Below are 26,790 nucleotides of genomic sequence, written 5' to 3' on the forward strand. Positions count from 1 at the left end.
GGCGCCCCTTAACTGTCGAGCGTCTCCTTGACGACGACAGCAAGCTGCTTCAGGGAGAACGGCTTCGGCAGGAAGCCGAACTTGGAATCCGGCGGCAGGTTGCGCGCGAATGCATCTTCGGCATAGCCCGAAACGAAGATGAACTTCAGGTCCGGATAGGTCTTGCGCAGTTCGCGCAGCAGCGATGGACCATCCATCTCCGGCATGACCACATCCGAGACGACGATGTCGACCTTGCCCTCGAGCTCGTCCATGATATCGAGCGCCTCGACGCCAGAGCCGGCCTCGTAAACCGTATAGCCGCGGGTCTCGAGCATGCGCTTGCCGCCCCGGCGTACTGCTTCCTCATCCTCGACGAGCAGAATGACGGCAGATCCCGTCAGATCCTCGGGTTGCTCCGACGGTGTCGGCGCCTGTTCAGCGGGCGCGCCCATGGCGGGCGTGACAGCGTCAGCTTCCGCGGCAACAGCCAGCTCGACCATGTGGCGCGGCAGGAAGACGCGGAAAGTCGTACCCTTGCCGACTTCCGACTCCGGCTGAATGTAGCCGCCCGACTGCTTGACGATGCCGTAGACCATCGCGAGACCAAGGCCCGTTCCCTTGCCCACCTCCTTCGTCGTGAAGAAGGGCTCGAAGATCTTGTCCATGATCTCGGGCGCGATGCCGGTCCCGTTGTCTGAAACCTCGATGAGAACCATGTCCTCGTGCGGCATGTAGGAGTAATTGAATGCTGCCACCTCCTCCGCCGTTGCGTTCTTCGTGCGAAGTGTCAGCTTGCCGCCCTGCGGCATGGCATCGCGCGCGTTGACGCAGAGGTTGATAAGCACCTGCTCGAACTGCGACAGGTCGGTCTTAACAGGCCAGAGATCGCGGCCGTACTCGACGTCAAGCTTCACATTCGTGCCGGAAAGCAGGCGGTCGACCAGCATCCTGAGGTCGCCGACGACATCGGTCAGATTGAGCACCGTTGGCCGCATCGTCTGCTTGCGCGAGAACGCCAGCAGTTGCCGAACGAGCACGGCGGCACGATTGGCGTTGCGCTTGATTTCCATCAGGTCGGCAAAGCCAGGGTCGGCCGGTCGCGCCTGCAGCAGCAAATGATCGGACGACAGCAAAATGGCCGTCAGAACGTTGTTGAAGTCGTGCGCGATGCCGCCGGCGAGGGTGCCGACGGCGTTCATCTTCTGCGTCTGCGCCATCTGCGCCTCGAGCGCCTTCTGCTCCGTCACCTCGACGGCATAGACGATCGCGGCCTCTTCCGGCGCCTCATCGCTCTGGTCGATCACCGCATTGACGTAGAAACGGAAATGGCGGGCTTCATCCGTTGGTGTGCGGGAGTCTATTGGAGGGATATCGCCCTGCCGGTCCTTCGCCGCCGCAAGCGCCTGCTGCAGCTTCGACTTGTCACTGTCCTGAACAATGACTTCGAGCAAAGCGCCGTTCTCCACATCATTCCGGGAGACTATCCCGGAAAACAGCTTCAGGAACGGCGCATTGGTGCGCAGGATGCGGCCTTCGCCGTCCACCGAGGCAATCGCCATCGGCGTGTTGTTGAAGAAACGGGTGAACCGCATCGCAGCCGCCGACGCGGACTGATCGCTCTCACCGCTCTTCTGGCGCGTGAGCACAATCGACCGGCTTTCTCCAGGCGCACCATCGCGCATCGACGTCACGCTGTGGACGATCTGCGCCGGCAGGCTCTGACCGTTCATCTTTTTCAGGTCGAGATCGAGCGTCACGGTCTTCTTCAGGCCCGGATCGGCCTGCACCGACTGAATGAGTGCAAGTCCCTCGCCGGCAACGAAATCGCCAATCGTTACCGAACCGGGAACGAATTTGGTGAGATCGATGCCGAGCCATTCCGCCAGTGTTGCGTTGAGATAGAAGATCTCCCCTTTGCGGCCGGCTGAAAAGAACCCGGCCGGTGCGTGGTCGAGATAGTCGATCGCATTCTGTAACTCCTTGAAGAACCGCTCCTGGTCGTCGCGCTCGGAGGTGATGTCGCTGATCTGCCAGATATGCAGCGGCTTGCGCCCGATCTCCTCGCTGTGCAGGCTCCGCGCTTTCAGGCGGTACCAATGCGCTCCGGCACTGTTCGTTGAAGGGCCAAGCGACCGCAACAGGCGGAATTCCTCGCTGCCCTCTCGGCCTTCACGCAGCCCGTTGGAGAGACGATAGAGCGCTTCGTTCGACTCCCTATGCCGCGACAGCAGCGCTTCAAGCGTCTGAACCTCCGTCGACTTGCGGGCACCGGTCAGTTCGCCGTAGGCCGCATTCGCATAAACGATGCGACCCTTCTCGTCAGTTATAAGAGACCCATCGGGGTGGCTGTTCAAGAATGCTCGCGCCAGGCTGTCGGACTGCCGTTGTGGCATGACTTCGATAAAGCCGATCACCGACGACACGAGGAAGAAAATCCCGACCATGGCAAGCACGCCGAGAACGCCGAGTACCATTTCATTGTCCAAAGAACTCTTGAAAACGACAAACGCGGCGGCTGCGCCGATGAGCACAAGCGCAAGCAGGATGATGCGCAAAGCCGTTCCCGTGCGCCCCCCGCGGTCCAAGAGCGGTTCGCTATAATCGTCGGCCTGACGCGGTCTCGTCATCTATTCCCTCGCATGGCCTGCCGGGCTTCACTCGTAACAGCGAGACAAAGCAGGAATCAGGCGTCTTTTCCTTCTTACCAATTTGCGGTCTCTGCAAAAACACTGGTCTCTGTGAAGACTGATTGAATTCACAGCGAAGAGCGCCAATTTCGCCATTAAAATGCGTTGTTAAGAAAGCATGTTCGAATTCCACTTCGGGTTGGCATGACTGGACAAGGCCAACGGGACTTGTCTACGAAGTGGTAAAGTCGCCAGCTGGTTCAAAACCGCGAAGGGAGTAAGCCAATATGTTCGATGATCTCATGGGAGCCTATGGGAGCCGCTTCCTTCTGGCCGCCGGCGGCGTCGGCATAGCTCTATTGCTGCTGATTGTCGTGCTCTGGATCATGCGCAGCCGCGCGCCTTCGCCCTTTGTGCGCGGCGGCCGCAATCGCCAGCCGCGGCTGCAGGTTCTTGATGCGGCGGCTGTCGATGCGCGCAGGCGTCTCGTCCTCGTCCGGCGGGACGACGTCGAGCATCTGATCATGATCGGCGGACCGACCGATGTCGTCATCGAGAGCCGAATTGGCGAGGCTGCCGACGCGGAATCGCCTGAGACGGCGGATCAACCTGCTCGGGCTTCGGCTCCGGCTCCAGTCCCTGTCCCCGTGATGCCGCTGCAGCTCGAGGCGACGTCCGAGGCGCCCGCGCCTGTTCGCATCGCGCCGGCTGAACCACAGAATGCGCCGGTCCGCAGCCACACGCCAGCTGAACCCTACGTGCCCGAACGCGCGCCGATCGAAGCCCGACCCGAGCCGGTAATCGTCGCCACGCCGCCCTCGTCTCCGCCTGTTATCGCCGAACGTGAACGTGCGCCGCGCCCGGCGCCGTCGTTCGAGCCGCGACCGGAACCGCGTCAGGCGCCTGCGCCGATCGAGGCCTCGGTTGCCGCAGACATCCTCGATTCCGCCCGCCAGCGCGTGTTGCCGCAACAGCGCACCGAGCCACAGCTCACCCCGCCCTCCGTCCAGAACACGCCCGCGCCGGTGCAGCCCGCATCGGCATTCGTCGAAGTTGGCACGCTGGCGCCTGCAGTGCAGCCGAGCGACTTCCAGCGCATACTCGAGGAGGAGATGACGAGCACGCTTGCCGCCGAGCGCATCGTGCCGGCACCACAAGCGCCCGCGGCAAGGCCTAGCCCGGCGCCCGGAAACCTGCCTCGCCGTGACCCTGACATGGCCCCGCTCACCGGCGCAGATGCCGCACTTCAGAATGAAGTCGCCCGCATCTTCGGCGAGATGAGCGTCAATCGCGACAAATAGTGGACCGACCGAACAAAGCAAAAGGGCACCGCGGTTTGCGCGGTGCCCTTTTTGTTGTCAGAATGTCGGGCTCATTCGTCCCGGTAGACCTTTTCCCGGCGCTCGTGCCGTTCTTGGGCCTCGATCGAGAGCGTCGCGATCGGTCGAGCGTCAAGCCGCTTGAGGCCGATTGGCTCGCCGGTCTCCTCGCAATAGCCGTAGGTGCCGTCTTCGATGCGTTGCAGTGCTGCGTCGATCTTGGAAATCAGCTTTCTCTGGCGGTCGCGGGCACGCAATTCGATAGCCCGGTCGGTTTCGGACGATGCCCTGTCAGCAAGATCCGGGTGGTTTGCGCTTTCCTCCGCCAGGTGGTCGAGGGTTTCGCGCGCCTCTCTCAGAATATCGTTCCTCCAGGCGACCAGCTTGGCTCTGAAATAAGCCCGCTGATTACCGTTCATGAACTCTTCCTCTTCCGAGGGTACGTAGTTGCTAAGATCGATCTTCTCACTCAACGCGATTCTCCTGAAGAACATCTCATCTGGCGGGTGTATATCGCGAGGACTACCGTTGATTCAAGCCAAATACGCTAGGTAAACAGTTTTTTAAATCTGTCATATTTTTGAGCTAACAGACTATTTTCTCACCACTATTCCGCCGGGCGCATATTCTCCTCCCGGTAACCCCCACTTTCATACCCCTGATTTGGCGGCAACACCTTCCGCTACGGTTGACGCACGGGCCGCTCACCCGCTACTGAAAAAGTCCCTTCGACGTGGATTTTCCTATGGCTGCAATCACGCCTCCGCCCTCCCGGATTTATCTGCTGCGGCACGCCGAAGCCGCTTGGGCAGCACCTGGGCAGCGTGATTTCGACCGCCCCCTGAGCGAGAAAGGCTACGCGGACGCCGAGATCGTCGCCGACAAGGCGGCCGACAAGGGCTATCGGCCGGATCTGCTTCTCAGTTCGACAGCGGCGCGTTGCCGGGACACGGCGGATGCTGTGCACAGGGCTATGGGCTCTACGCTCGATCTTCGATTCGTCGACGAACTTTATAATGCCTCACCGGACATCTACCTCGAGATCATCGATGCGCAAGAAGGGGCCAGCTCGGTGATGCTCGTCGGCCACAACCCGACCATGGAACAAACGCTAGAAGTGCTGATCGGCCACGAGGCGCTTTGTCAGGCACTGCCGAGCGGCTTTCCGGCTGCCGGCCTTGCAGTTCTGGACTATGACAGCAGGTTGGCAGGCTGGCGCCTTGTTGATTTCGTGATCGACTAAGGTCTTTTCGCGGACCGTCTTTTCGCATCGACCTGCGGTTCCTATATGGCTTGTCACGACTAGAACCGGAACTCCGCCTTGCCGCCCAGCCTGACCTCCCTCTCCGATGACGCGCGCATCGCCCTGGACAATCTTGCGGACCGGGCATCGGGCCTGATCAATCCCACTGTGCGCCTTGGCGTCACCGGCCTCTCGCGTTCCGGCAAGACGGTCTTTATTTCCTCTCTGGTCCACAATCTTCTGCACGGCGGCCGCGTGCCGCTCTTCGAGCCCGTGCAGTCCGGTCGTGTGTCGGCGGTGCGGCTTGAGCAGCAACCGGATGATGCCGTGCCGCGCTTCCAATACGAAGATCATATCCGCTCTCTCGTGAAGGATCGCGTATGGCCCGATTCCACCCGGGCGATATCCGAATTGCGCATCACGCTCGAATATCAAAGTGCCAGCGCCTGGAACCGTCTCCTCTCGCCGGGTCGGCTGTCGATCGATATCGTCGATTATCCCGGCGAATGGCTTCTGGACCTGCCTTTGCTCGGAAAGGACTACCGCGCGTTCAGCGAGGAAACGATCGCCTTGGCGGGAACGGGCATACGTGGAGAACTCTCGCGCGATTGGCTGGCCCTCACCCACGCCACGGACGTTAACGCTTCAGCAGACGAAATGCGCGCCCGCGACCTCGCCACGTCTTTTGCCGATTACCTCAAGGCCTGCAAAGCCGACGAACGTTCGCTCTCCACACTTCCGCCTGGACGCTTTCTGCTGCCGGGCGATCTCGATGGCTCGCCCGCGCTCACCTTTGCGCCGCTCACGCCTCCACCGGAAGCCAAACCGCAAAAAGGATCGCTTTGGGCGATGATGGAGCGGCGCTACGAGGCCTATAAATCGGTCGTGGTGAAGCCTTTCTTTCGCGAACATTTCGCCCGCCTCGACAGACAGATTGTGCTCGTCGATGCGCTGCAGGCTATCAACCGCGGCCCGGAGGCAGTTCAGGACCTCGAGCGCGCCCTGACCGACGTTCTGGCGTGCTTTCGTCCGGGCACGAATTCATGGCTGTCGTCATTGCTTGGCCGCCGTATCGATCGCGTACTCGTCGCGGCAACGAAGGCCGACCACCTGCACCATGAAAGCCATGACCGGCTCGACGCCCTCACCCGGCGCCTGGTCGATCGTGCCGTGCACCGCATTGGTATGGCAGGCGCAGGCATTGACGTCATGGCACTTGCCTCGGTCCGGGCCACGCGCGAAGCGACTGTGAAACGCGATGGCCATGAGCTACCGGTTATTGTTGGAACACCGATGGAGGGTGAAACCATCGGCGCAGAATGCTTTGACGGCCTCAAGAAGACGGCGATATTTCCCGGCGATCTGCCGGAAGATCCGCAGAGCCTGTTCGAGCGCATAGAATCTGGAGATCGTGACGTCGCCCTGCCCGATGTCAGTGTCGTACGCTTTCGCCCACCGCACCTTGAAGAGACAGACGGCGGCATAAAGCTTTCGGTCCCGCATATTCGCCTCGACCGTGCCATGCAGTTTCTGTTCGGAGATCGCCTCGCATGATCAAGCCACCATCCGAACATCCCGCACACCGCGCGCCGGCTGCCTTTTCCTATGAGGAGGACGCACCGGCTCGGCCGACGACCGAAACCAAACGTGGCCAGCGAAGACCGGGTAGCTTTACAGACGATATCGTGTTGACCGCTGACGAGGATGATCCTTTCCTCAATCCTGAGAAGGATGTCCCTCCAATTCCAGTCGCGGTCCCGCGCAATCGCGGCACCTCGTTTGCGAAAATCGCAGCGGCCGCGTTTGGCGTTCTCTTTTCGCTTGCCTTCGGCCTTTGGACTGACAGCCTTATCCGCAATCTCTTCAGCCGCGCAGATTGGCTAGGCTATACAGCGCTTGCGGCACTCGCAATCGGCGTGCTGGCGGTGATCACCATCGTTATCCGCGAGACAGCCGGAATGATGCGGCTAACGGCCGTGCAGGCGATCAAGAGCGAAGCCGAGGCCGCCATGGTGGAGACGAAGCCGGCGAAGGCGCGCGCGCTGGTCAAGCGGCTGGAAACCCTGCTCTCCGGCAAGCCCGAGACGGCCAAGGGCCGCGCCACGCTGAAAGGGACAGAGGGTGATATCATCGACGCGCCGCATCTCATCGCCCTTGCGGAACGCGAGCTTCTGGCGCCCCTCGACCGGCAGGCGCGCGCCTTGATCGTCAATGCTTCGAAGCGAGTCTCCATCGTCACCGCCGTCAGCCCGCGTGCCATCGTCGACTTGCTCTACGTGCTTTACGAGGCCGCCCGACTCGTCCGGGCTATGGCGGATCTCTACGGAGGGCGGCCGGGAACGCTCGGCATGATCAGGCTCATGCGAGACGTTTTGGCGCATCTTGCCGTGACCGGCTCGATTGCGGTCGGCGATAGCCTCGTGCAGCAGGTGCTTGGCCATGGGCTGGCGTCGAAGCTGTCGGCACGCCTCGGCGAAGGCGTCATCAACGGCCTGATGACGGCCCGCATCGGAATCGCCGCCATGGACCTTTGCCGTCCCCTTTCGTTCCATGCCCTGAAACGGCCGGGAATCGGCGACTTCATTGGGGACCTCGCGCCATCCATGACATCGCGTGATAAGAATTCCTGAAGATTGAGAGTTTTGTCGTGCTTGCCACGCGCCAAACGACACCCGAAAATACTTGCCATGAATTCAAGGCGCTAGCGCTCCGGTATCGGCCTACGGCGGCTGTGGAACGCGCTGTTGTCAGCGCTTTCAGGCTTGCAGGAAACCAACCGTTAACCATTTTTCGGCAAAACTTGGGACCAGTTAAGCGATGGTGTCGCTAGGGAAAATCCATGTATTCACGCAAGTTTCTTCTTCTTTTCGGACTGGCTGCGGTGGCGTTGTCGCCGGTCGCCGACATGGCTCCTTCCGCAACAGCGGCAACACGTGACAAGGCCTTCTTCGAGTCCGTTGCCGGCGCCTGGAGAGGCCCCGGCGAGATCGTTGCCGGCAAGTACAAAGGCACGAAATTCACCTGCAATCTCGTCGGCGAACCGGTGAGCGCCGGCGGCACGGGCATCAAGCTTGACGGAAGCTGCAGGGTCGGCGTCTTCAAGCAGCCGATGACCGCGCTCATCACCCAGTCTGGCAATTCCTACAAGGGCAAGTTCCTCGATGGCGCCGATGGCAAGGGACTCGACGTCATATCGGGTGCCGTTACCCAGGATACGGTGGTCGTCGGCCTCAACCGTTCCAAGCTTAACGGCGCCATGATCGCCCGCGTCCGCGACGACAAAACCATGAACGTTACCGTTTCGGTCAAGGTCGAAAGCCAGATGATCCCTGTTATCGGCCTGACGCTCACGCGCCAAGTCGACGAAATCACCGTCGGTTCCGTCGAGTAGGTTTTTTGGTGCGGGCCTTTTGAAGCGGCGGACTTTCCGCCGTTTTTCTAGTTCAGGCCGCATGCCACCAGTTGCTGCTGTGATCGGCCACTTCGATCCCCTGCACATCGGCCTTCTCCAACCATTCGCGAACGGGTGCCCCGTGGACAAGCAGCTCCGGAGCAAAGTCGGCAAGTGGCATCAGAACGAAGCCGCGATCCTTCATGCGCGGGTGCGGAAGCTCCAGCCGTGGCGCGGATTGAACGACATCGGCATAGGTCAGAATATCGATGTCGAGCGTCCGCGGCCCCCAGCGCTCGATACGCTCTCGTTTCATCCCCCGTTCGATATCCAGGCAGACATCGAGAAGCGCCTCCGGGCCAAGCGTCGTCTCGACGGCAGCGCAAGCGTTGAAGAAATAGGATTGGTCGGTCTTGCCCCAGGGCGGCGTGCGATAGAGCCGCGATACCGCAACCACCCGGCAGTCGGGTCGCTGGTCAAGCGCTCTGAGAGCGACGGCTATTGCATGAATAGGCTTGCCGAGATTGCCCCCAAGGCCGAGCGTTGCCGTTTGGAAAATGACCTCAGGCAAAGTGTTCGACGCTCACCTGAACGAAATCGAGAACGCCCGGCACCGGTGCGTTCGGCTTGCGGACTGTGATTTTTGCACGCTTGATCTGCGGAAATTTCGAACTGAGCCCCTTGGCGATATCAAGCGCAAGCGCCTCGATCAGATAGCGACGCTTACCCGTGACGATCTCCTCGATCACGGTGAAGGCAATGCCATAGTTGACCGTGTCATTGATGGAATCGCTCTCCAGGGCATCGCCGGCGACGACATCGAGCTCGGCATCCACAAAGAAACGTTGGCCGAGGAACTCCTCTTCGTCATGAACGCCATGGCGGGCAAAGAAGGCGCAGTTCTGAAGCGTAATAGTGTACGTAGTGCTCATGCCAGGTTTCCTTGCTCGCAGCTATGGCTCGCCGCGAGCATAGCATCGGCGATTGCCAAAGCATCCCTGTTGATTGCGACATCGTGTACGCGAAAAATGCTAGCCCCGGCCAGACGCAGCAACGCGCTAGTCGCTGCCGTTCCCGCATCCCGCTCGGCGGCTTGCCTGCCTGTGATGGCGCCGACGAAACGTTTGCGCGAGGTGCCGGCAAGCAGCGGCAATCCCAAGCGGTGCAACTCGCCGAAACGCGCCATCAGCTCCACATTTTCTTCCGTATCCTTGGCAAAGCCGAAGCCCGGGTCGAGCACGATGCGATCCCTCGAAACACCTGCGGCCGAAGCGATTTCTAGCGAGCGTTCGAGGAAGAAAAACTGGTCGGCGATCACATCCGGAAGCTTCTCCCGATCGCGGCCCGTATGCATCAGGCACAGACCTGCGCCGGTATCGGCAACGATCTTCCCGATCTCGCGTTCCTTCTGCAGCCCGAATACGTCGTTGACAATATGGGCCCCTGCGCAGACGGCAAGCCGTGCGGTCTCAGCTCGATAGGTATCGATCGAGATCAGCGCATCGGTCTTGCCGCGCAGTGCCTCGATCACCGGCAACACGCGTGCCTGCTCTTCGGAAGGGCTGACGACATCCGCATCGGGACGTGTCGATTCGCCGCCGATATCGATGATCCCAGCGCCCTCGTTGGCAGCTTGGAGGGCATGCGTCACCGCCGCATCGACGGTCTCGTATCGCCCACCGTCCGAGAAGGAATCCGGCGTCACGTTGACGATTGCCATGATCACGGCACGCGCGCCCAGTCCGATCTCACGACCATGCCCGACGCGCCAGAAACTGCTCCCAAGCCGTGCCAACGGTATTCATCCTATCGATCGAAAAAAAAGCTAGCGATATTGCGCTGGGCGTGGCTATGCCCCAAGCTCCGGCAAACTTCAACATGAGTATCTGCAGAATGCTTTCCGTATCGCGTTATATGCCTCTCCTCCTCGGCTTTTCCATGGCCGTAGCAGCGTGCGGTCCAGCCGCCGCCACCGTGATCGCGACGCGAAGCTACTCCTATTTTGCCATCAAGGGTAAAACCGCCGACCAACTCGATCAGCAACTGAGCGCCAACGGGCCGACCGCAAGCGGTTCGTCGGCTCGCCATCCGGGTGCGACCAAGATCCGCTTCGGCGGCGACGCCACCTATGTCCAGGCGGGAGGGAGATGCCGGGTCGCCAGCGCCAAGGTCACCGTCCACACGCAGATCATCCTGCCCCGCTGGACCAACCGCAAAGGCGCCAGCAAGCAGCTGTCGATGATATGGGATGCACTCTCGAGCGACATCAAGCGGCACGAAGAACGTCATGCCGAGATTGCGCGAAACCAGGCACGCGCAATGGAAAGGCAGATCCTCGCGCTTCCTGCGCAGCCCAGTTGCGAGCGCATGCAGGAATTAGTGACCGACGTTTCGACACGCGGCATCGAGGAACACGACCGGCTGCAGGCCCGATTCGACCGAATCGAAGCCGTCAATTTTCAAAGCCGAATGATGAGACTTCTGAACAATCGGATCAGAATATCCGGCGGCGCAAGATAGCTGATTCTGAAGCTCAAGGCGATCACAGAAGTTTAGCCGCGTAACAAAACTTGTGTGAAACTGCAGTCGCCCCAGTGATTTAGTGGTTATTTCTCAGTCTAGCTAAATCAACCACAACGCGGTAATATTCAGACATTCGAAAGTTCAGGTCCGTAAGCCCGAACTTTCGCTCCTGGGTTCTCCTGGCGCGTTGCGAAGCCGCGGATGATCCTCCCTCGTCCGTAGGTAATGCGCCTACCTCGCCTCGCTCGTCTAGCGGCCAGCGAGGCTTTTTTTTGGGGAATGCAGTGGATCAGGCCTGGCGCTCGGGCACGTGGACGGTAAGCCCATCCAGGGCTGCCTTCATTCTGATCTGACAGGATAGGCGCGACGTCGGACGCACGTCAAACGCGAAATCGAGCATGTCTTCTTCCATGGCTTCAGGCGGACCGACGCGTTCTGTCCACTCGTCGTCGACGTAGACATGACAGGTCGCGCAGGCACAGGCGCCACCGCATTCGGCCTCGATGCCCGGCACCGAATTGCGCACGGCATTTTCCATAACGGTCGATCCCTGATCGACATCAAGATCGAAGCGCGTGCCGTCGAAGGCGACAATGGTCAGTTTGGGCATGATGATTTCCGGTAGTCGTCAATGGGAGGGTCTGGATTTTTCTTCCAACAAATCGTCGAAGCAGTCAACATCGACCGCTCGATGCCTTTCATTCCAGATCGGGAAGCGGCGCGCTTGTCAAAATGCGCCATGCCGACAGTCACAAAAAGACCCGCTGCCCCGAAACGGATCAGCGGGTCTCGTATCTGACCTGCGGCTCAGCGGCAAAGCTTGAGGATAAAGTTCTCGGCTTCGATCACCGCAATGCCGACGGCCGCCATACTGGCAGCGTCGCCGCAATTGCCCTCGAGCGCTTCGGCGGCGGCATGAACGCGGAACGCACCCACGGCGCCGGCGGCGCCCTTGAGGCGGTGTGCCGCAGTCTCGATGATCTTCTCGTCGCCAGATGATATTTCCTGCAGGCAAGCCCGCGCCTGCCGCGCAAACATCTGCAGAACTTCGATTTCCAGGCTCTTGTCGCCCATTGTCTGGTTTGCCAGATGCACCAGATCCACCGGACGCTCCTGCGAAGGACGTGGACCCTTGCAATTATCGGGTGCCGCAAACGCAATACTGACTGCTGCCATGTGCCAATTCTCCCGTCGTCTATCCCGCCGTTCGTTCATGCTGCGGGCGCGGTGTGGCCATCACGTTAAATTTCGGCACATTCAGGGCGGATTTCTCAGGTTATGGTTAACATCCGTTAAACACCCCTAACTCTTTGGTTTTTAAAGGGGCTCTTTTATTAAATGGTGTTAACAAGACATTAATATCAGGGGATTTGACCGGTTGCGTTAATTGTCTAGCAGTCCCGGATGTGTCACTACGATACTACTGGGCGAGCTCTCTGGCACCTGCCTTTGCTCGCCAAGTGGATAATGGTAATGTTTTGATACCGTCTGTATGAAAAAGCAGCTATCCACTCTGAAATGATATGCTTATCCGTCCTCGGCGACTTGGACGGACGGGCTCAGAGGCAAGGTTTTGTTCGGGCTCGGCGGGAAGTCCGGATGCGTTGTTGAACCGGCTGGGATGTAACGAGGCGTAACTTAAATGGCGAACAACAAGTACAACGAGTCGATCGAGGACAAGGCGTTCAAGGCATTGGACGAAGCGCTCCAGATCGACTTCGGAGAAGACGATACGCTGAACGGCAAGACCGACGCCTCGGAGGCCAAATTGTCAGAAACACCAAGTGTCCGCAATCAACAGAGCCAGGTCGACGCAAAGCGCGCCCGCGCCGCCAACACACCTCGCCAGCCCGAGCAGCCGTCGCGCGCCCCGTCCTTCGCCGCCAACGACGCCAACCGCATATCGCCGGCTTCGCTCCTGAAATCCCTGGAGAACGGTTCCAGCCGTTCGGCCATTCGCAATGCAACCATCGTGTCGCTTCTCTGGATTGTCGCCGGCCTTGGCCTCATGGCGCTGCTCTATTCGCCGCAGATCTGGCAGATCCGCTCCATCGCCGATCTGTTGGCACTGCCGGGCGTCATCGCCGGCTTCATCGGCATCATCGTGCCGGTGCTGCTGTTCTACGCCTTCGCAGTCATGATGGCGCGTGCCCAGGACATGCGAAACGCGGCGCGTTCCATGGCCGAAGTGGCACTTCGCCTCTCCGAGCCTGAGACCGTTGCTTCCGAACGCATCATGACCGTTGGCCAGGCGGTTCGCCGCGAAGTCTCGGCGATGAATGAAGGCATTGAGCGGACCATCGCACGCGCTTCGGAACTGGAAACCCTCGTCCATTCCGAGGTCAATGCACTCGAGCGCAGCTACGCCGACAATGAATTGCGCGTGCGCGGTCTCGTGCACGAGCTCGGCTCTGAGCGCGAAGCGATCGTCAATCACGCCGAGCGTATCCGCACGTCGATTGCCGGCGTACACGACCAGCTCAAGGAAGACCTGTCGCTTGCCACGGAAGAGATCGCCGTACGCCTAGCAACCTCGGGCGAAGCCTTCGCCTCGATGATCGACACGCGCGCCGCGGCCATCACCGAGAAGTCGGAGTCGGCGATCCAGTCGCTGGGCACGCTTCTTGCGGCAAAGACGGATTCGCTGCTGCAGACGCTGACGTCCTCAGGATTCGCACTCACCAACGAATTCGACACACGGCTGGATTCCCTCACCTCGAGCCTAAGCGAGCACGGAGATCAGATCCTTCGGCAGTTCGAGACGCGTGCATCGACGATGGACAGCAACGCCGAGAAGCTCAATGCCGCGCTGAACGACCGTGCCCGTCAGCTGAACGAGATCCTGATCGCCCGCACCCGCGAGATCAACGAGAGCCTGACCGGTGGCGAACGCACCATCAGCACCACGCTGGATGACGTCCTCTCCAAGCTCAACAGCGCGCTCGACGAGAAGGGCTCGAGCTTCCGCCAGAGCCTGCAGTCAAGCGCCGACGACACCATCATGGATCTCGATCTGCGCTCCGGCTTCTTCGACGAAAGGCTGCAGGCAACCGTCGCGCAGCTCTCTACCTCGTTCGATGAGCGCGTCGCGGAATTCACCAATGCCTTCGACAAGCGCGCCGGCTCGCTCGACACCAAGCTGATGGAGAGCCTCAACCGCATCAACGACACGATGACCGGCGGTTCGGACTCGCTGAACGGCATCCTGAGCTCGAGCATCGAGCGCCTTGGCGCGTCGCTCACCGACCAGTCCTTCGCACTGGCCACGGCCCTCGCCACCAGCCAGGAAGTCATGGAAAGCTCGCTGGCGGGCAAGGTTTCCGAAGTCACTGAGGCCATCCATACGCATACGACGGGTATGACGTCGGCGCTGAGCCACGCCACCTCCGAAATCTCCCTGGCGCTCGCATCGGGCACGTCGGAACTCCACAACAATCTCGCCGCACGCGCGACGGAATTCCGCGATACGTTGCTGTCCACGACGTCCGATCTGAGCTCTGCCGTCTCCGCGGGAACCGAGCAGATTACCTCGGCCTTTGGCCGTGCCGACGAACTGAATACGATGATCTCCAGGCGCGCAGCCGATATCACCCAGGCGCTTGATTCCGCCCATGAGCGGATCGACGGAGTGATGGCCGATCGCGGCGGTGCGCTGAGCGCTGCCCTCGCAGACACCCAGGACCGTTTCGAGAGTACGCTTGCAAGCCGCTCCGATGCAATCATCAGCGCCGTCTCAGGCAGCCACGAGCGCCTTGCCGACACGCTCGACGACAAGGCCATGACACTCGCTATCTCGCTGGACGAAAGCCAGAACCGCTTTGAGAATACGATCGCCAAGCGTGCCGAAGCGATTGCCGCTTCGATCGCCAGCGGCCACGAAAAGCTTGCCGATACTCTTGATGACAAGGCAATGGCACTCGCCATTTCCCTCAACGAGGGGCAGTCCCGCCTGGCCGACACGCTTGGCCTTCATGTCGATGCCGTCGCAAACCAACTGGCCGGCAGCCACGAAAAGCTTAGCGAAGTGCTGGACGACAAAACGATGGCCTTGGCCATCTCCCTCAATGAAGGCCAGACGCGGCTTACCGACACCCTCGGCCACCATACCGAGACGATCGCGAAGCAGATTGTCGGCGGCCACGAGAAGCTCACGGAGGCTCTCGACGACCGGGCAATGGCTCTTGCCATTTCCCTGAACGAAAGCCAGAGCCGACTTGAAGATACGCTCGGCCACCACGCCGAAACGATCGGCAACTCACTTGCCGGCGGACATGACCGGATCACCGAGGCGCTCGACGACCGCGTCATGGCACTCGCCGCATCGTTGAACGAGGGCCATAGCCGCATTGAAGATGCGCTTGCCCGGCGCGTCGATACCATTGCCAACTCGATTGCGACGGTCCAGGACCGTCTTTCGGATACGCTCGACGAGAAAGCGATGGCGCTCGCTATCTCCTTCGGCGAAAGCCAGAGCCGCTTTGACGATGCCCTGGAAGCGCGCACCAATGCCTTGCTCGACACGGTGGCCGGCGCCGAATCCCGCGTTGCCGGCGCTTTCGTCGACAAGTCGGATGCAATTCGCAGCGCCTACACGCAGAATCAGGAACGCCTCGAGCGTTCGCTGAACGATCATGCATCGACGCTTGCTAGCACGCTCTCGAGCGGTGGAGACCGCATCGATTCGCTGACCGGCAACGCCGCTGCCCGCATCGAATACAGCCTGAGCAATGCGCATCAGCGACTGGAGACACTGCACGGCGATGCTGCATCCCGCATCGAAGGCGGCCTTGCCGCGGCACACGATCGCTTCGAGGCTCTGACCGGCAATGCAGCCACGCGCATCGAAAGTGGTCTGGACTCGGCTCACGAACGTATCCGTTCGACCTTGGCCGATCGCGAACAGTCCATCAACCTCGCGCTCACCGACGCTCACAGCCGTATCAGTGACACTCTCTCCGACCAGGCGACGACGATCGGAGCATCGATCGCCACCAGTGTCGGCATGCTGGAAATGTCGCTGGAAGACCATGAGGTCTCGCTTCGCCAGACGATCGACAACAGTGGCCGGGCCCTTGAAGATCGCCTGCGCGACAGCACCGGCCATATTGCCGGCCGCTTCCAGGAGGCTGCAGGCGAGATCTCGCGCTCGGCAGAAACCTTCTCCTCGCAGCTCGACCAGTCGATCGAAGGCATGACCGGTCGCTTTGCTGAAACCGGGTCGCGTGTCGAGGCCGGCCTTGCCGCCCTCGAAAATCGCATTCGTGACGGCGTCGGCGGCGTAGCCGAGCAGGTCGACGCCGCTGGCGGCCGCCTTTCCGACACATTGGCCGACGGTATTTCGCGTATTGGCGTCCTTGGCGAAGAGGCAACGGGCCGCATTGCAGCTGCGCTCGACGACAGCGCCGTAAAGTTCGCGGAGACGATTGATAGCCGCACGGCCAATCTAACCTCCGGCATCGACACCCGCACGGCGAGCATCGACGAGGCGATGGAGCGGGGCGGTGCCCGCATTGAGGAGCGCCTGTCGACGATGGACCGGGCTCTGACGGTCGGTCTCGATGCCGTCAATCGCACGATCGAGGGCAAGGCTGCCGGCCTCGCCGCTTCGCTGCGCAGCGCCGTCGCCGAGACGACACAGGGCATGGACGACGAAGCCGCCCGTGCGGCCGAAAGCCTCGGCCGAACCGGCCAGCAGTTTGCGGAGGGCCTCGAGGCCAAGAGCAACGAGTTCAGCCGCGCAATCGAAGAACGTTCCGAACGCATCGTCGGCCGGGTCTCTGAAGCCCAGAACCGTTTGGCCGGCCAGGCAGCGGCCGTCGCTCAGACCTTCTCGGAAGCAGGCAACGCGATCATCAACAAGGTTGCGGAAGCGGAGACCCTGGTCAGCGGCCAGGTTGGCGCCATTTCCCGCGCGCTTGGCGACGCCCAGGCGACCTTCGAAAACCACGGCGCGGGCATCCGCACGACGATTTCTGATGCAAGCCAGGAAATCACCTCTACCATGGCAGAGGTCGAACGTGCTCTGGAAGCTCGCGGCAATGCAATCCGTTCAAGCCTCGAGGACCGGACGCGCGAAATCGACTCGACGCTGACCGATGTCGAAAAGGCACTCGAGGCGCGTGGCAGCGCCATCCGTACGACACTCGATGACCGGACCCGCGAACTCAACTCGATGCTTTCCGGCCGCTCTACGGAACTGGCGCGCATTCTCGACGAGACGGCACGACCGCTGATCGATCGTTATGCCGACGCAGGCAAAGAAGCCGCGGCACGCATCACGGCGGCGACCGAGCGCAGCACCGAGCGTCTGCGAAGCGAGAACGAGGCTCTGATCACTGCGATCGCCGCACGCACCGAGAGCGCTTCCTCGGCCGTCGACGCAATGGAGAACAGCCTCCTTGCCAACGTCAACAAGCTGATCGAGCGCCTGTCGGACAACAGCTCCGCCATGGGTCAGATGATGAGCAGTGCAGCCGAAAATCTAGCGGCCGTGGACGGCCGCCTCGGCGATACGACGTCACGTTTCACCGAATCCGCATCGAAGGCCGCCGAGATGGTTTCCGCCTCGACCCGCCTGCTCGAAGGCAAGGTCGATCGCCTGTCCGATATTTCAGGTCAGACGCTTGCCCAGGTCGGTGGCATCATCGGTCGGTTCGATGAGCATTCGAAGGTGCTCGGCCAGGCATCCGGTCTGCTCGCAGCGGCCCAATCGAACCTCGTTTCGACGCTTGAGGATCGCGAAACGGCACTGCAAAACCTCTCCGTTGGTCTCGTCCAGCGCTCGGAGGAAATCGAGAAGACCATGCGATCTCTGGGCGGTATGGTCGAATCCGCCTTCGACCGCGCCGAGCAGCGCTCGAACCAGGTCAGCGGTACGCTGCGCGAGAGCGTGCAGTCCTCCTTCTCCGACATCGGCCGCGTTCTCTCCGAAACCGAAAAGCGTGCGGAGGAAGCAGCAGCGACCATGCGCGCCGCGCTCGTCAAGGCCGGAGAAGACGCCAATGCGACAATCGACGGCGCCTTCGGCAACGCCGAGCGTCGCTCTGGCGAGCTCTCCAACCGGTTACGCGGTGGCCTGACAGCGTCTCTGTCGGAAGTCGAGCGTATGCTCGGCGAGGCAGGTCGCGCATCCGACGGCGCTGCCCAGACCATGCGCGAGTCGCTTCGCGAGGCAGTCGAGGAGGCGGTATCCCGGTTCTCCGGCGCGACCGAGGAGATCCGCCGCTCCGCTGGCGATATCCGCAAGGAACTCGATATGACCCGCAGTGAGCTGAAGCGGGGTGCATTCGACCTTCCGGAAGAAGCAAAGGAAAGCGCCGCTGCCATGCGGCGCGCCGTCGCCGAACAGATCAAGGCGTTGCAGGATATCTCGCACATCGTTGGCCGCTCAACGCAGCAACTGGAAATTTCCGAGCCGGCGCCGCGGGCTGTTGCTCAGCCTCAGCCGGCGCCGCGTCCGGCCCAGCCAGCCGTTACCCAGCAGGCGCCGCAGCCTGCCCCGCCCGCAGCGCCGACCCAGGCACCGGCAGTGACCCCCTCGCCGATCGAAAGCTTCGGCCTGCGCGGTTCGCTGACGCCGCCAGCGCCTGCCGCCGCGACGCCGCAGCGCACACCCGTTGCGGCCCCGGCTCCGGCCTCGCCAGCAACCGGTGGCTGGATCAGCGACCTCCTGCGTGGCGCATCGCGCGAAGAGGCCGCCGAGGAAGCTCCGGCCCGGCAACCGGCCGCCCGCGCCGAGGCTACCGCAGCAGCACCGGCCCGCACAGCCGATAGCCGCAACCCGCGCCATGTCGTCGAGTCCCTGAACTCGCTTTCCGTCGATATCGCCCGTGCGATCGATCACGACGCGTCGGTCGATCTGTGGCGTCGCTATCAGCGTGGCGAGCGGGACGTATTTACGCGCCGCCTCTACACGCTGAAGGGCCAGCAGACCTTCGACGAGATCAAGCGCAAGTACGATCGAGAGCCGGAGTTCCGCACCGCTGTCGATCGCTACATCGCCGATTTCGAGAAGCTTCTTGCCGATGTTTCCCGCGGAGATCGCGACAAGACGATCACCCAGTCCTATCTGACCTCGGATACGGGCAAGGTCTACACGATGCTTGCTCATGCCGCAGGACGATTGGGCTAGCGGGCCCTAGGCAAAAAAGAAATGGCCGCCAAAAGGCGGCCATTGTCGTATCGGGGTCATTGTTTGCAGTCGCATTTCATTGAAGTCTCGGATGCGGTTTCCACCGCGCGTGCGGCCCCAGTCGGGAGTGACCTGCGCCACCTTCCCCCTACCCGGCATGGACGATCAAATAGACTGCAGCGTCCAGTTGACGATCTCAGCAGTTACATTTGCGAACGCGCGATCGAGGCCCTTCACAAGACCATCGTTCGATCCGCCGGCAGGCACCTCTTGTCTGAACACTTTCTGAGTCCTCACGGAACCATTGCGGTCATTCAGGATCTTGGCTGAAATCTCAACCACCGCGCGGCTGCCGGCGGTCGTGTCGATCTCGAAGGAGCGGATATCCGTCACGAGCTGATAATCGATCGCGAGCCCCTGGCCGGGGACGCCGACGCCGCCGAGCTTGCCGGAGTTCTCATAGGCTTCGACCAGTTTCGCCTGCACGATGCGTGGCAGCTTGTCGCCCCATTGCGCCTTGGAAAGGTACTGTATTTGCGAAGGAGCCACCCGAATGACGATCTGTTCGCTATCGATCGCCTTCAGCGCGGTCGGTTGCTGCACCAGGATCTGCCGCCCTTTTGCCGCCGGTCCACTGCCGGTCACCGACGCTGAGAGATCGTAGGTGTCGTTCTTCGCAGCCGTCCCGCAGCCTGCAAGGCCTGCCAATAGCGGCAGCGCGATCGCGGTTATCGATATCCACGAACGACGCTGCAACACATCCGATACGGCCATATGCGCTCCCCTAATATCCCTGTTAACGCCGCGTCCGGCCGTCATATTGCTTTACCGTGTCCCCGCCGAAAATCAGCCGCTGCGGATTGCGGTCGAAATCGCTGATCGTATTGCTAAGATTCTGTATGGTCGAGCGCGTGTCGTTGATGAGCGACTGCATATCGCGCAGCCCACCGCTGGAAAACTTCTGCAGATTGTCCGCAATCGGACCAATCCGCGAGTTGAGGTTGTCGGCGACCTTCTTGAACGAGGTGAGCGTGTCACGCGCCTGCGCAAACAGCGACTGCGTATTGTCCGTTCCGAGCAGCGCATCCAGCTTGATCAGAATACCGTCGACGCGCGTCGAGGCCGAGTTCAGCTTGTTCGCCATCTGCGAAACGTTTTGGATCGTCTGATCAATGTCCTTCTGCCGCGCCGAAACCGTGTTCGCGACGTCCTTGATCGATGCGACAGCGGTGCGCGCATCCTTGGTTGCCTGCGAGATGTCGTCTACGGATCCCTTGACCTTCGCCGGATCGATCTGCGCTACCAGAGTATCCACCCGATCGAGTGTCGCCTGCGCCTTCTTGCCGAGGTCATTGTAGGTCGTCGCCGTTTCCTGAAACTTCTCGATCGCTCCCTTGAAGTTGCCTGAAGCATCGGCAACGTCGCGGCTGACTTTCTCGGCATTGCTGAGAATGGTATCGATCTTCTTCGCATCGACGGCTTTCACCAGCGCCTCGACCGCCTCCAGCGTCGAGTCGACACGGCCTGAGACCTTGCGAACCGTATCGGACAGCTGTCCGACACTTTGCAGGAACGAGTCGATGTTGCCGGAGTTCTTGGCCAACGCGTCGGAGAACGTCTCGGCATTCTGCAATGTCTTGGTCAGCGGCCCACGCGCATCCTTCACAAACCCCTGAACCTGCCCGATGGCATCGTTTGCGCGGTCGAGAATCTTATCTGCCGTCGCCAGAAGGTTCGTCACGCTCGACTGGTCTGCGATGATAACCGCTCGCTTCCCGGTGTCGATCGACTGTTGAAGGATGTTCTTTTCGCCGATCTTGCCCCCCGAAAGTTCGATATAGGCAGCACCCGTCAGACCCTGGATTTCAAGGATCGCCTTCGTCGAAGGATAGATCGGCGCATCGACGCGGACTTCGGTGAACGCCAGCGAGAAGCTCGGATCGTCCGCATCGATCGACAGCGACTTGACCGAACCGACCTGAATGCCGTTGAACCGCACCGGCGAGCCGACGCTCAAGCCGTTCGCCGAGCCCGGGATACGGACGATCAGTTCGGCCATGGGCCCGCCACGCCCGTATTCGGCCATCCAGTAGACGAAGCCGAACGCCGCCGCGATGACAAGCACCGTGAAAAAGCCGACAATCGTGTAGTTCGCTTTTGTTTCCATCGTATCCGCTCACTTCCCGCGGCTATCTTGCGCCAGGCTGTCCTTGCCGGCGTGGCCACTCTGCGGCACGATCGAACGCGCCCGCTTGCCCTTGAAATAAGCCTGAACCCATGGATCGTCGAAGGCCAGCATGTCGTCGATCGTTCCCTCGACCATGACCCGCTTCTTGCCAAGCACAGCAATGCGGTCGCAAACCGAGAAGAGGCTGTCGAGGTCGTGGGTGACCATGTAGACGGTCAGGCCGAGCGTGTCTCTGAGCCTTGCAATGAGCTCATCGAACTCCGCAGCACCGATCGGATCGAGGCCCGAAGTCGGCTCGTCGAGGAACACCAGTTCAGGGTCGAGCGCCAAGGCGCGCGCCAGCGCCGCACGCTTGATCATACCGCCCGAAAGCTCCGACGGGTATTTGTCGGCAGCATCCGCCGCGAGGCCGACCAGCCGGATTTTGAGTTGAGCCAGTTCGTCCATCAGCGATTGCGGAAGATCCAGATACTCGCGCATAGGCACCTGGATGTTTTCCTTTACCGTCAGCGAGGAGAACAAGGCTCCTTGCTGAAAGAGCACCCCGAGACGCATGTCGAGCGCATTGCGCTGCGGCTCGTCCAGTTCGTCAAAATCCTGACCAAGGATTTTGATGTTGCCGGAACGGCGCGGCAGCAGCCTAAGCACCGTCCGCATCAAGACCGACTTGCCTGTCCCCGACGCGCCGACAAAACCCAGTATCTCGCCGCGATAGATATCGAGGTTCAGATTGTCGAGAACGACCTTCGACCCGAAACCGACGGTCACGCCGCGCGCCGACAGCACGACATCCCGTCCTTCATCGTTTCTGGTCTCTGCCTGCTGTCCGTCCACGTACGATCCCTAGAAATTGATGGCCGCATAAAACATGGCAAAAAGCCCGTCCATGAGGATAACGACGAAGATCGCCTTCACCACCGCCGCCGTGACGTGCTGGCCAAGCGACTCAGCACTACCGCCTACCTTTAAGCCCTCGACCGCCGCAACGATACCAATAACCAGCGCCATGAATGGTGCCTTGATCATCCCCGACAGAACCGTCGATAGCGTGATCGCCTCGTGCAGGCGCGCGATGAAATTCGCGAAGGTAATGCCCGAATAGCCCCACGCCACGACCGCAGCGCCAAAGAGCGACGCGAAATTCGCAATGACAGTCAGCAGCGGCAATGCCACCGTGAGCGCAACCAGACGCGGGAAGATGAGCACTCCAACAGGATTGAGCCCCATCACCTTCAGCGCATCCACCTCCTCGCGCATCTTCATCGAGCCGATTTCGGCGGTGATGGCGCTGCCGGACCGGCCGGCGATCATGATAGCTGTCAGAAGCACCCCGATTTCGCGAAGCTGCAGGATGCCGACGAGGTCGACGACGAAGACCTCGGCACCGAAATAGCGCAGCTGAAAGGCGCCCTGCTGCGCGATGATCGCGCCGATCAGGAACGACATCAGCAAGATGATCGGCACCGCACGCACGCCCATGTGGTCGATCTGATTAACGATCGACGCCGGCGATACGCCGCTGCCGCGCCCGAATTTCATCTGCGCGCCGCGGACAGCGGAGCCGAGGATATACATCGCCGCCGCGAGGTTATTCCAGATATCGAAGGTAATCTTGCCGATCGGCGCGAAGATCCGCTCCGTCCAGCTTGGGCTTCGCTGCGGCTCCTGTTCGGGCTGCGGCGGCTCCTCGGAGAACTCCGCGATCATTTCGTCGATATGCGCGTTGCTGCCTTCGAAGCGTACGGTGCTACCGGCGCCTTCTACCTGCTTCTTCAGCCGGCAGAGCAACCAGACCCCCGCCGTGTCGATATCCGTCACGCCGGAAAGGTCGAGCGTCACCTCACCCTTTCGGCCGGCTGTGAGTTTCTCGAAGTCGCGCAGAATGAGATGCAGGTTGGCACTTCGCCAATTCCCCTCAATATGAACGAGCTGTCCCGAGCCATGGGTCTGCTCGTCCACATGCAGTGAGGCGGCGTTACGGGTTTCGGACTTCAAAACGCTTGTGTCTTTCAAGGCTTACGGCGACATTGCCGACTCGCGAACTAGTGGTTCGCCGCTTCGGATCAATATACCCAAGCCACACCAAATTTCCATGCGCGCAGGATTGCAAATATGCCACGGTCACTTGAAATTCAGACGGAATCCTTCCCCATTTCCGGCGCATTTACGATCTCGCGCGGCGCCAAAACGTCGGCGGACGTGATCCTCTGCACAATCCGGGAACGCGGCATGGTCGGCCGGGGAGAATGCGTTCCCTATCGCCGCTATGGCGAGACGATGGAAAGTGTCGCCGCACAGATCGACGCTGCGGGACCGCTGATCGAGGGTGGCCTGACGCGCCAGGAACTGCAGCGTGCAATGCCGCCCGGAGCCGCACGCAATGCGGTGGACTGCGCTCTCTGGGACCTCGAAGCGAAGAGCTCGGGCAACGCTGTCATCAACAGCCTGGGACTGGCGGGGCCGCAACCGCTGACGACGGCCTTTACGATCTCGCTCGGCGAACCTGATGTCATGGCAGCCCAGGCGCGTGCGTACGCCGGTCGGGCGCTGCTGAAGGTCAAGGTCGGCACCGGCGACGACGAAAGGCGCATCCGCGCGGTTCGCGATGCTGCCCCTGATGCGGCCATCATCCTTGATGCCAACGAAGGCTGGCCGGAGGAAACGCTGGAGCACCATCTTCGCATCGCTGCCGAGGCGGGTGTCGCCTTGGTCGAACAGCCGCTGCCGGCAGGCAGGGACGAACTCCTGGCCGAGATCCGTCGTCCGCTGCTCGTCTGTGCGGACGAGAGCGTACATCATACCGGCGACCTCGCGAGCCTTCGCGACCGCTACGACGCGATCAACATCAAGCTCGACAAGACTGGCGGCCTCACCGAGGCGCTTGCGATGAAGAAAGAGGCGCAACGCCTTGATTTCAAGATCATGGTTGGCTGCATGGTCGGCACGTCCCTGGCTATGGCGCCAGCCGTATTGTTGGGGCAGGATGCCGAGTTCGTCGACCTCGACGGGCCGCTACTCCTTGCTCGCGACCGCGAACCTGGGTTGCGTTACGCAGCCTCCCTCGTTTGGCCGCCGGAAACAACGCTTTGGGGCTGAAGATAATAGGCCGCGATTACGAGGCCCAGCCCGGTTAGGGCAACCAGCGCCATGACATAGTAGCTTGCGAGGCCGAGCCACGCGTAGACGTAGCCGGAAGCAATCGTCATTAGCCCCATGAACATGCCGTTGTAGAAGAAATAGGCGCCTTGTGCCGACGACTCCTGGGTCTCCTGCACCGAGGCGACGATCCGTCTCTGTACACCCGTATGCACGAAGGCATAGGTGCAGGAATGCATGCACTGGAGCAGAAGGAAGCCCCAGAAATCCCAATGCATCGGAAACAGGATCCAGCGACACACGCTGACCGCCGCACCGAAGCGAATGAGCGTCCAGGCGCTGAATCGGCGAGCCAGCCGACGAGACAGAAAAAACACCGTCACTTCGGCCGCGACGCCGGCACTCCAAAGGACGGCAATCTGCGTGCCGGAGAAGCCGAGATCGCGCCAGTAGAGCGACGCGAACGCCTGAAGGACCGCGTGGCTCGACTGTTGGATTGCGACGCCGATCAGCAAAGCGAGCAGATGAGGCTGCCGTAGCGAACTCCCGGTCGCCGCCGAGATATCGACCGGTGTGCCACGCCTGCGCGTCGGGCCGATTCGTGGGCAGTAGATCGCCATCACCACCGTTGTCACGAAGCCAAATGTCATGACCGGCAACACCATCTCGCCGCCCCAACGCCCGATCAATTGCCCGCCGATCAGGGTGGAGACGATGAACGCCACCGAACCCCATACCCGCATCGAACCGTAGTCCAGGCCCCAGCGCCGGACACCGGAGATCACGATCGACTCGACGACCGGGACGTAACAGGCAAAGGTTGCTCCCTGGATCGTGTAGACGATCAGCACCGGCCAGAATGTGTTGGTCCAGTAGAGTGCGATCGCCGTTAGCAGCGATAGGCAGCCAGAAAACAGCAACACATCCGCCCGTTCCTTCATCCGGTCGGCATACATCGCGACAATAGGGGCGACGAGGACTCGCACGACCATCGGCACGGCGAGAATGACGCCGATCTCATGGTCGTTGAACTGGTGCAGCGCAAGCCACATCGGGAAGAACGGCAAGGCCACGCCATTGACGAGCAAAGGCGCACAGTACGACAAGGCACTGAGCAGCCGAAAGCGCGGCGGTGCCTCCTCACTTGCCGGAGGATTTTGAGCGGGAATCATCGGTGGACCTGCAGGAAACTGAACGTTGCCTAACACATCAACCTAAAGGCGACTATGGCAAGAAATTGCCCATCTGAAACGTTTCAAAAAATAAACAAGGCCTGTCGCAAATACACAACGGGCTAAATTGATGCACAGAAATGGGGAGCGAAAGGCCGGGCTTAAGCGGCCTGCTGCGCGACTTCCTTTTCACGATGGCCGATCGCCATCGGGATCGGCTGCATGCCACTCGTTGCACGCCACTCGATCAATTCAAACGTGCCGTCCTGATGCTCGGCAATCGCCGTGCAGCTTTCGACCCAGTCGCCGGTATTGATGTAACGGATGCCGTCCATGTCCTCCATCACCGCGTGGTGGATATGGCCACAGATCACGCCGTCGGCACCGTGCTTACGGGCTTCTTCAGCGACGACACGCTGGAACTCGCCGATGAAGTTGACTGCGTGTTTGACCTGCAGCTTGGCCCATGCGGAAAACGACCAATAGGGCATGCCCATGCGGCGGCGGATGGCTGCTAGGCCGACATTGATCATGATCGCCATGTCGTAGGCCCAGTCACCGAGATAGGCGAGCAGGCGCGCATTGCGCACGACGACGTCGAACTCGTCGCCATGCAGCACGAGGTATTTTTTTCCGTCGGCCGCTTCGTGCATCATCCGTTCAGCGACCTCGATGCCGCCGAAATGGGTGCCTGGAAAGTCGCGAAGGAATTCGTCGTGATTGCCCGGGATATAGATGACCCGCGTGCCCTTGCGCGCCTTGCGCAGCAGCTTCTGGACAACGTCGTTGCAATCCTGCGGCCAGTACCAGCTACGCTTTAGCCGCCAGCCGTCGATGATATCGCCGACAAGAAAGATGGTATCCGCCTCGTGATGCTTGAGAAAGTCGAGCAGGAAGTCAACTTTCGCGGCCTTGGAGCCGAGATGCACATCGGAAATGAAAAGCGTACGGAAGTGCCGCGTATCCATATTGTCCCTCACAAGCATCCTGCTCGTGTCCCATCGTTCACCTCCCTCTCCAAAACCAGAGTCGTGTTTCAGGAAGATGACATGCTGCTGTCCCTTTGGATTTTCCCAGTTTGGGTGGACCTGCGCTGACGTCACGGCAGATTTGCGTTG

Annotated in this window: 21 protein-coding genes; 8 read left to right on the plus strand and 13 right to left on the minus strand. The window is 60.9% G+C overall.

Going from position 1 to position 26,790, the window contains the following annotated elements:
• Window positions 1-8: 8 nt before the first annotated feature.
• Window positions 9-2,609 (minus strand): cell cycle histidine kinase CckA, encoded by a 2,601-nt coding sequence (gene cckA, locus BSG20_RS16660; protein WP_072376953.1) that lies wholly within the window; start codon window positions 2,607-2,609, stop codon window positions 9-11.
• 287 nt (window positions 2,610-2,896) lie between these two features.
• Between cckA and BSG20_RS16665 the strand changes: the two genes are divergently transcribed.
• Window positions 2,897-3,910: a flagellar biosynthetic protein FliO gene (locus BSG20_RS16665; protein ID WP_072376951.1), complete on the plus strand. Its 1,014-nt coding sequence runs from the start codon at window positions 2,897-2,899 to the stop codon at window positions 3,908-3,910.
• A 71-nt stretch (window positions 3,911-3,981) separates the two neighbouring features.
• Here the strand turns inward: BSG20_RS16665 and dksA are convergent, their stop codons facing one another.
• Window positions 3,982-4,401, minus strand: a complete 420-nt coding sequence (dksA, locus tag BSG20_RS16670) for an RNA polymerase-binding protein DksA (RefSeq protein ID WP_024312771.1) — start codon at window positions 4,399-4,401, stop codon at window positions 3,982-3,984.
• A gap of 272 nt (window positions 4,402-4,673) precedes the next feature.
• Between dksA and BSG20_RS16675 the strand changes: the two genes are divergently transcribed.
• The 4 genes from BSG20_RS16675 to BSG20_RS16690 all read left to right on the plus strand — a co-directional run bounded on the left by BSG20_RS16675 (window position 4,674) and on the right by BSG20_RS16690 (window position 8,562).
• Window positions 4,674-5,171: a SixA phosphatase family protein gene (locus BSG20_RS16675; RefSeq protein ID WP_072376949.1), complete on the plus strand. Its 498-nt coding sequence runs from the start codon at window positions 4,674-4,676 to the stop codon at window positions 5,169-5,171.
• 78 nt (window positions 5,172-5,249) lie between these two features.
• A complete protein-coding gene (locus BSG20_RS16680; RefSeq protein ID WP_072376947.1) occupies window positions 5,250-6,725 on the plus strand; it encodes a YcjX family GTP-binding protein in 1,476 nt (491 codons plus the stop codon).
• A complete protein-coding gene (locus tag BSG20_RS16685; protein WP_072376945.1) occupies window positions 6,722-7,801 on the plus strand; it encodes a YcjF family protein in 1,080 nt (359 codons plus the stop codon). The genes BSG20_RS16680 and BSG20_RS16685 overlap by 4 nt, the downstream gene beginning before the upstream one ends.
• Before the next feature lie 209 nt (window positions 7,802-8,010).
• Window positions 8,011-8,562 (plus strand): hypothetical protein, encoded by a 552-nt coding sequence (locus BSG20_RS16690; RefSeq protein WP_024312775.1) that lies wholly within the window; start codon window positions 8,011-8,013, stop codon window positions 8,560-8,562.
• 52 nt (window positions 8,563-8,614) lie between these two features.
• On the opposite strand, the gene folK is transcribed toward BSG20_RS16690, so the two are convergent.
• From folK to folP, 3 genes are read right to left on the minus strand one after another with little or no spacing between them, the layout of a single operon-like run.
• Window positions 8,615-9,133: a 2-amino-4-hydroxy-6-hydroxymethyldihydropteridine diphosphokinase gene (gene folK, locus BSG20_RS16695; protein WP_072376943.1), complete on the minus strand. Its 519-nt coding sequence runs from the start codon at window positions 9,131-9,133 to the stop codon at window positions 8,615-8,617.
• The gene (folB, locus tag BSG20_RS16700; protein WP_024312777.1) at window positions 9,126-9,494 is read right to left on the minus strand and encodes a dihydroneopterin aldolase; all 369 of its coding nucleotides are present in this window, start codon (window positions 9,492-9,494) and stop codon (window positions 9,126-9,128) included. The genes folK and folB overlap by 8 nt, the downstream gene beginning before the upstream one ends.
• On the minus strand, window positions 9,491-10,357 hold the full coding sequence (gene folP / locus BSG20_RS16705) for a dihydropteroate synthase (protein ID WP_072376941.1): 867 nt from the start codon (window positions 10,355-10,357) through the stop codon (window positions 9,491-9,493). Before folP ends, folB begins: the two co-directional genes overlap by 4 nt.
• A gap of 98 nt (window positions 10,358-10,455) precedes the next feature.
• Between folP and BSG20_RS16710 the strand changes: the two genes are divergently transcribed.
• A complete protein-coding gene (locus tag BSG20_RS16710) occupies window positions 10,456-11,082 on the plus strand; it encodes a DUF922 domain-containing Zn-dependent protease (RefSeq protein WP_072376939.1) in 627 nt (208 codons plus the stop codon).
• A 292-nt stretch (window positions 11,083-11,374) separates the two neighbouring features.
• Here the strand turns inward: BSG20_RS16710 and BSG20_RS16715 are convergent, their stop codons facing one another.
• Window positions 11,375-11,695, minus strand: coding sequence for a 2Fe-2S iron-sulfur cluster-binding protein (locus BSG20_RS16715; protein WP_024312780.1), 321 nt, complete (start codon window positions 11,693-11,695; stop codon window positions 11,375-11,377).
• A 197-nt stretch (window positions 11,696-11,892) separates the two neighbouring features.
• Window positions 11,893-12,261, minus strand: a complete 369-nt coding sequence (locus BSG20_RS16720; protein WP_024312781.1) for an Hpt domain-containing protein — start codon at window positions 12,259-12,261, stop codon at window positions 11,893-11,895.
• 466 nt (window positions 12,262-12,727) lie between these two features.
• On the opposite strand from BSG20_RS16720, the gene BSG20_RS16725 reads away from it, so the two are divergent.
• On the plus strand, window positions 12,728-19,216 hold the full coding sequence (locus tag BSG20_RS16725) for an apolipoprotein A-IV repeat region-like domain-containing protein (protein ID WP_072376937.1): 6,489 nt from the start codon (window positions 12,728-12,730) through the stop codon (window positions 19,214-19,216).
• 165 nt (window positions 19,217-19,381) lie between these two features.
• Here BSG20_RS16725 and BSG20_RS16730 read toward each other — a convergent pair whose 3' ends face one another.
• The 4 genes from BSG20_RS16730 to BSG20_RS16745 are packed head-to-tail and all read right to left on the minus strand — an operon-like array spanning window position 19,382 to window position 23,417.
• Entirely contained in the window at window positions 19,382-19,990 is a 609-nt protein-coding gene (locus BSG20_RS16730; RefSeq protein WP_072376935.1) for an ABC-type transport auxiliary lipoprotein family protein, read from the minus strand.
• 22 nt (window positions 19,991-20,012) lie between these two features.
• Window positions 20,013-21,383, minus strand: coding sequence for an MlaD family protein (locus BSG20_RS16735; RefSeq protein ID WP_072376933.1), 1,371 nt, complete (start codon window positions 21,381-21,383; stop codon window positions 20,013-20,015).
• A gap of 9 nt (window positions 21,384-21,392) precedes the next feature.
• Window positions 21,393-22,238 (minus strand): ABC transporter ATP-binding protein, encoded by an 846-nt coding sequence (locus BSG20_RS16740; protein ID WP_024312785.1) that lies wholly within the window; start codon window positions 22,236-22,238, stop codon window positions 21,393-21,395.
• A 9-nt stretch (window positions 22,239-22,247) separates the two neighbouring features.
• The gene (locus tag BSG20_RS16745) at window positions 22,248-23,417 is read right to left on the minus strand and encodes an MlaE family lipid ABC transporter permease subunit (protein ID WP_177309850.1); all 1,170 of its coding nucleotides are present in this window, start codon (window positions 23,415-23,417) and stop codon (window positions 22,248-22,250) included.
• A 99-nt stretch (window positions 23,418-23,516) separates the two neighbouring features.
• Here BSG20_RS16745 and dgcA point away from each other — a divergent pair, with 99 nt between their 5' ends.
• The gene (gene dgcA / locus BSG20_RS16750) at window positions 23,517-24,500 is read left to right on the plus strand and encodes an N-acetyl-D-Glu racemase DgcA (RefSeq protein ID WP_072376929.1); all 984 of its coding nucleotides are present in this window, start codon (window positions 23,517-23,519) and stop codon (window positions 24,498-24,500) included.
• On the opposite strand, the gene BSG20_RS16755 is transcribed toward dgcA, so the two are convergent.
• The gene (locus BSG20_RS16755) at window positions 24,452-25,672 is read right to left on the minus strand and encodes an MFS transporter (protein WP_072376927.1); all 1,221 of its coding nucleotides are present in this window, start codon (window positions 25,670-25,672) and stop codon (window positions 24,452-24,454) included. The two genes, dgcA and BSG20_RS16755, sit on opposite strands and share 49 nt — an antisense overlap.
• A gap of 161 nt (window positions 25,673-25,833) precedes the next feature.
• Window positions 25,834-26,640 carry a UDP-2,3-diacylglucosamine diphosphatase gene (locus BSG20_RS16760; RefSeq protein WP_072376925.1) on the minus strand — a complete coding sequence of 269 codons (807 nt, stop codon included), beginning with the start codon at window positions 26,638-26,640 and terminating at the stop codon, window positions 25,834-25,836.
• Window positions 26,641-26,790: the final 150 nt, after the last annotated feature.

This window comes from Rhizobium tibeticum, from assembly GCF_900110205.1.
In the GTDB taxonomy this organism is placed as follows: Bacteria; Pseudomonadota; Alphaproteobacteria; order Rhizobiales; family Rhizobiaceae; genus Rhizobium; species Rhizobium tibeticum.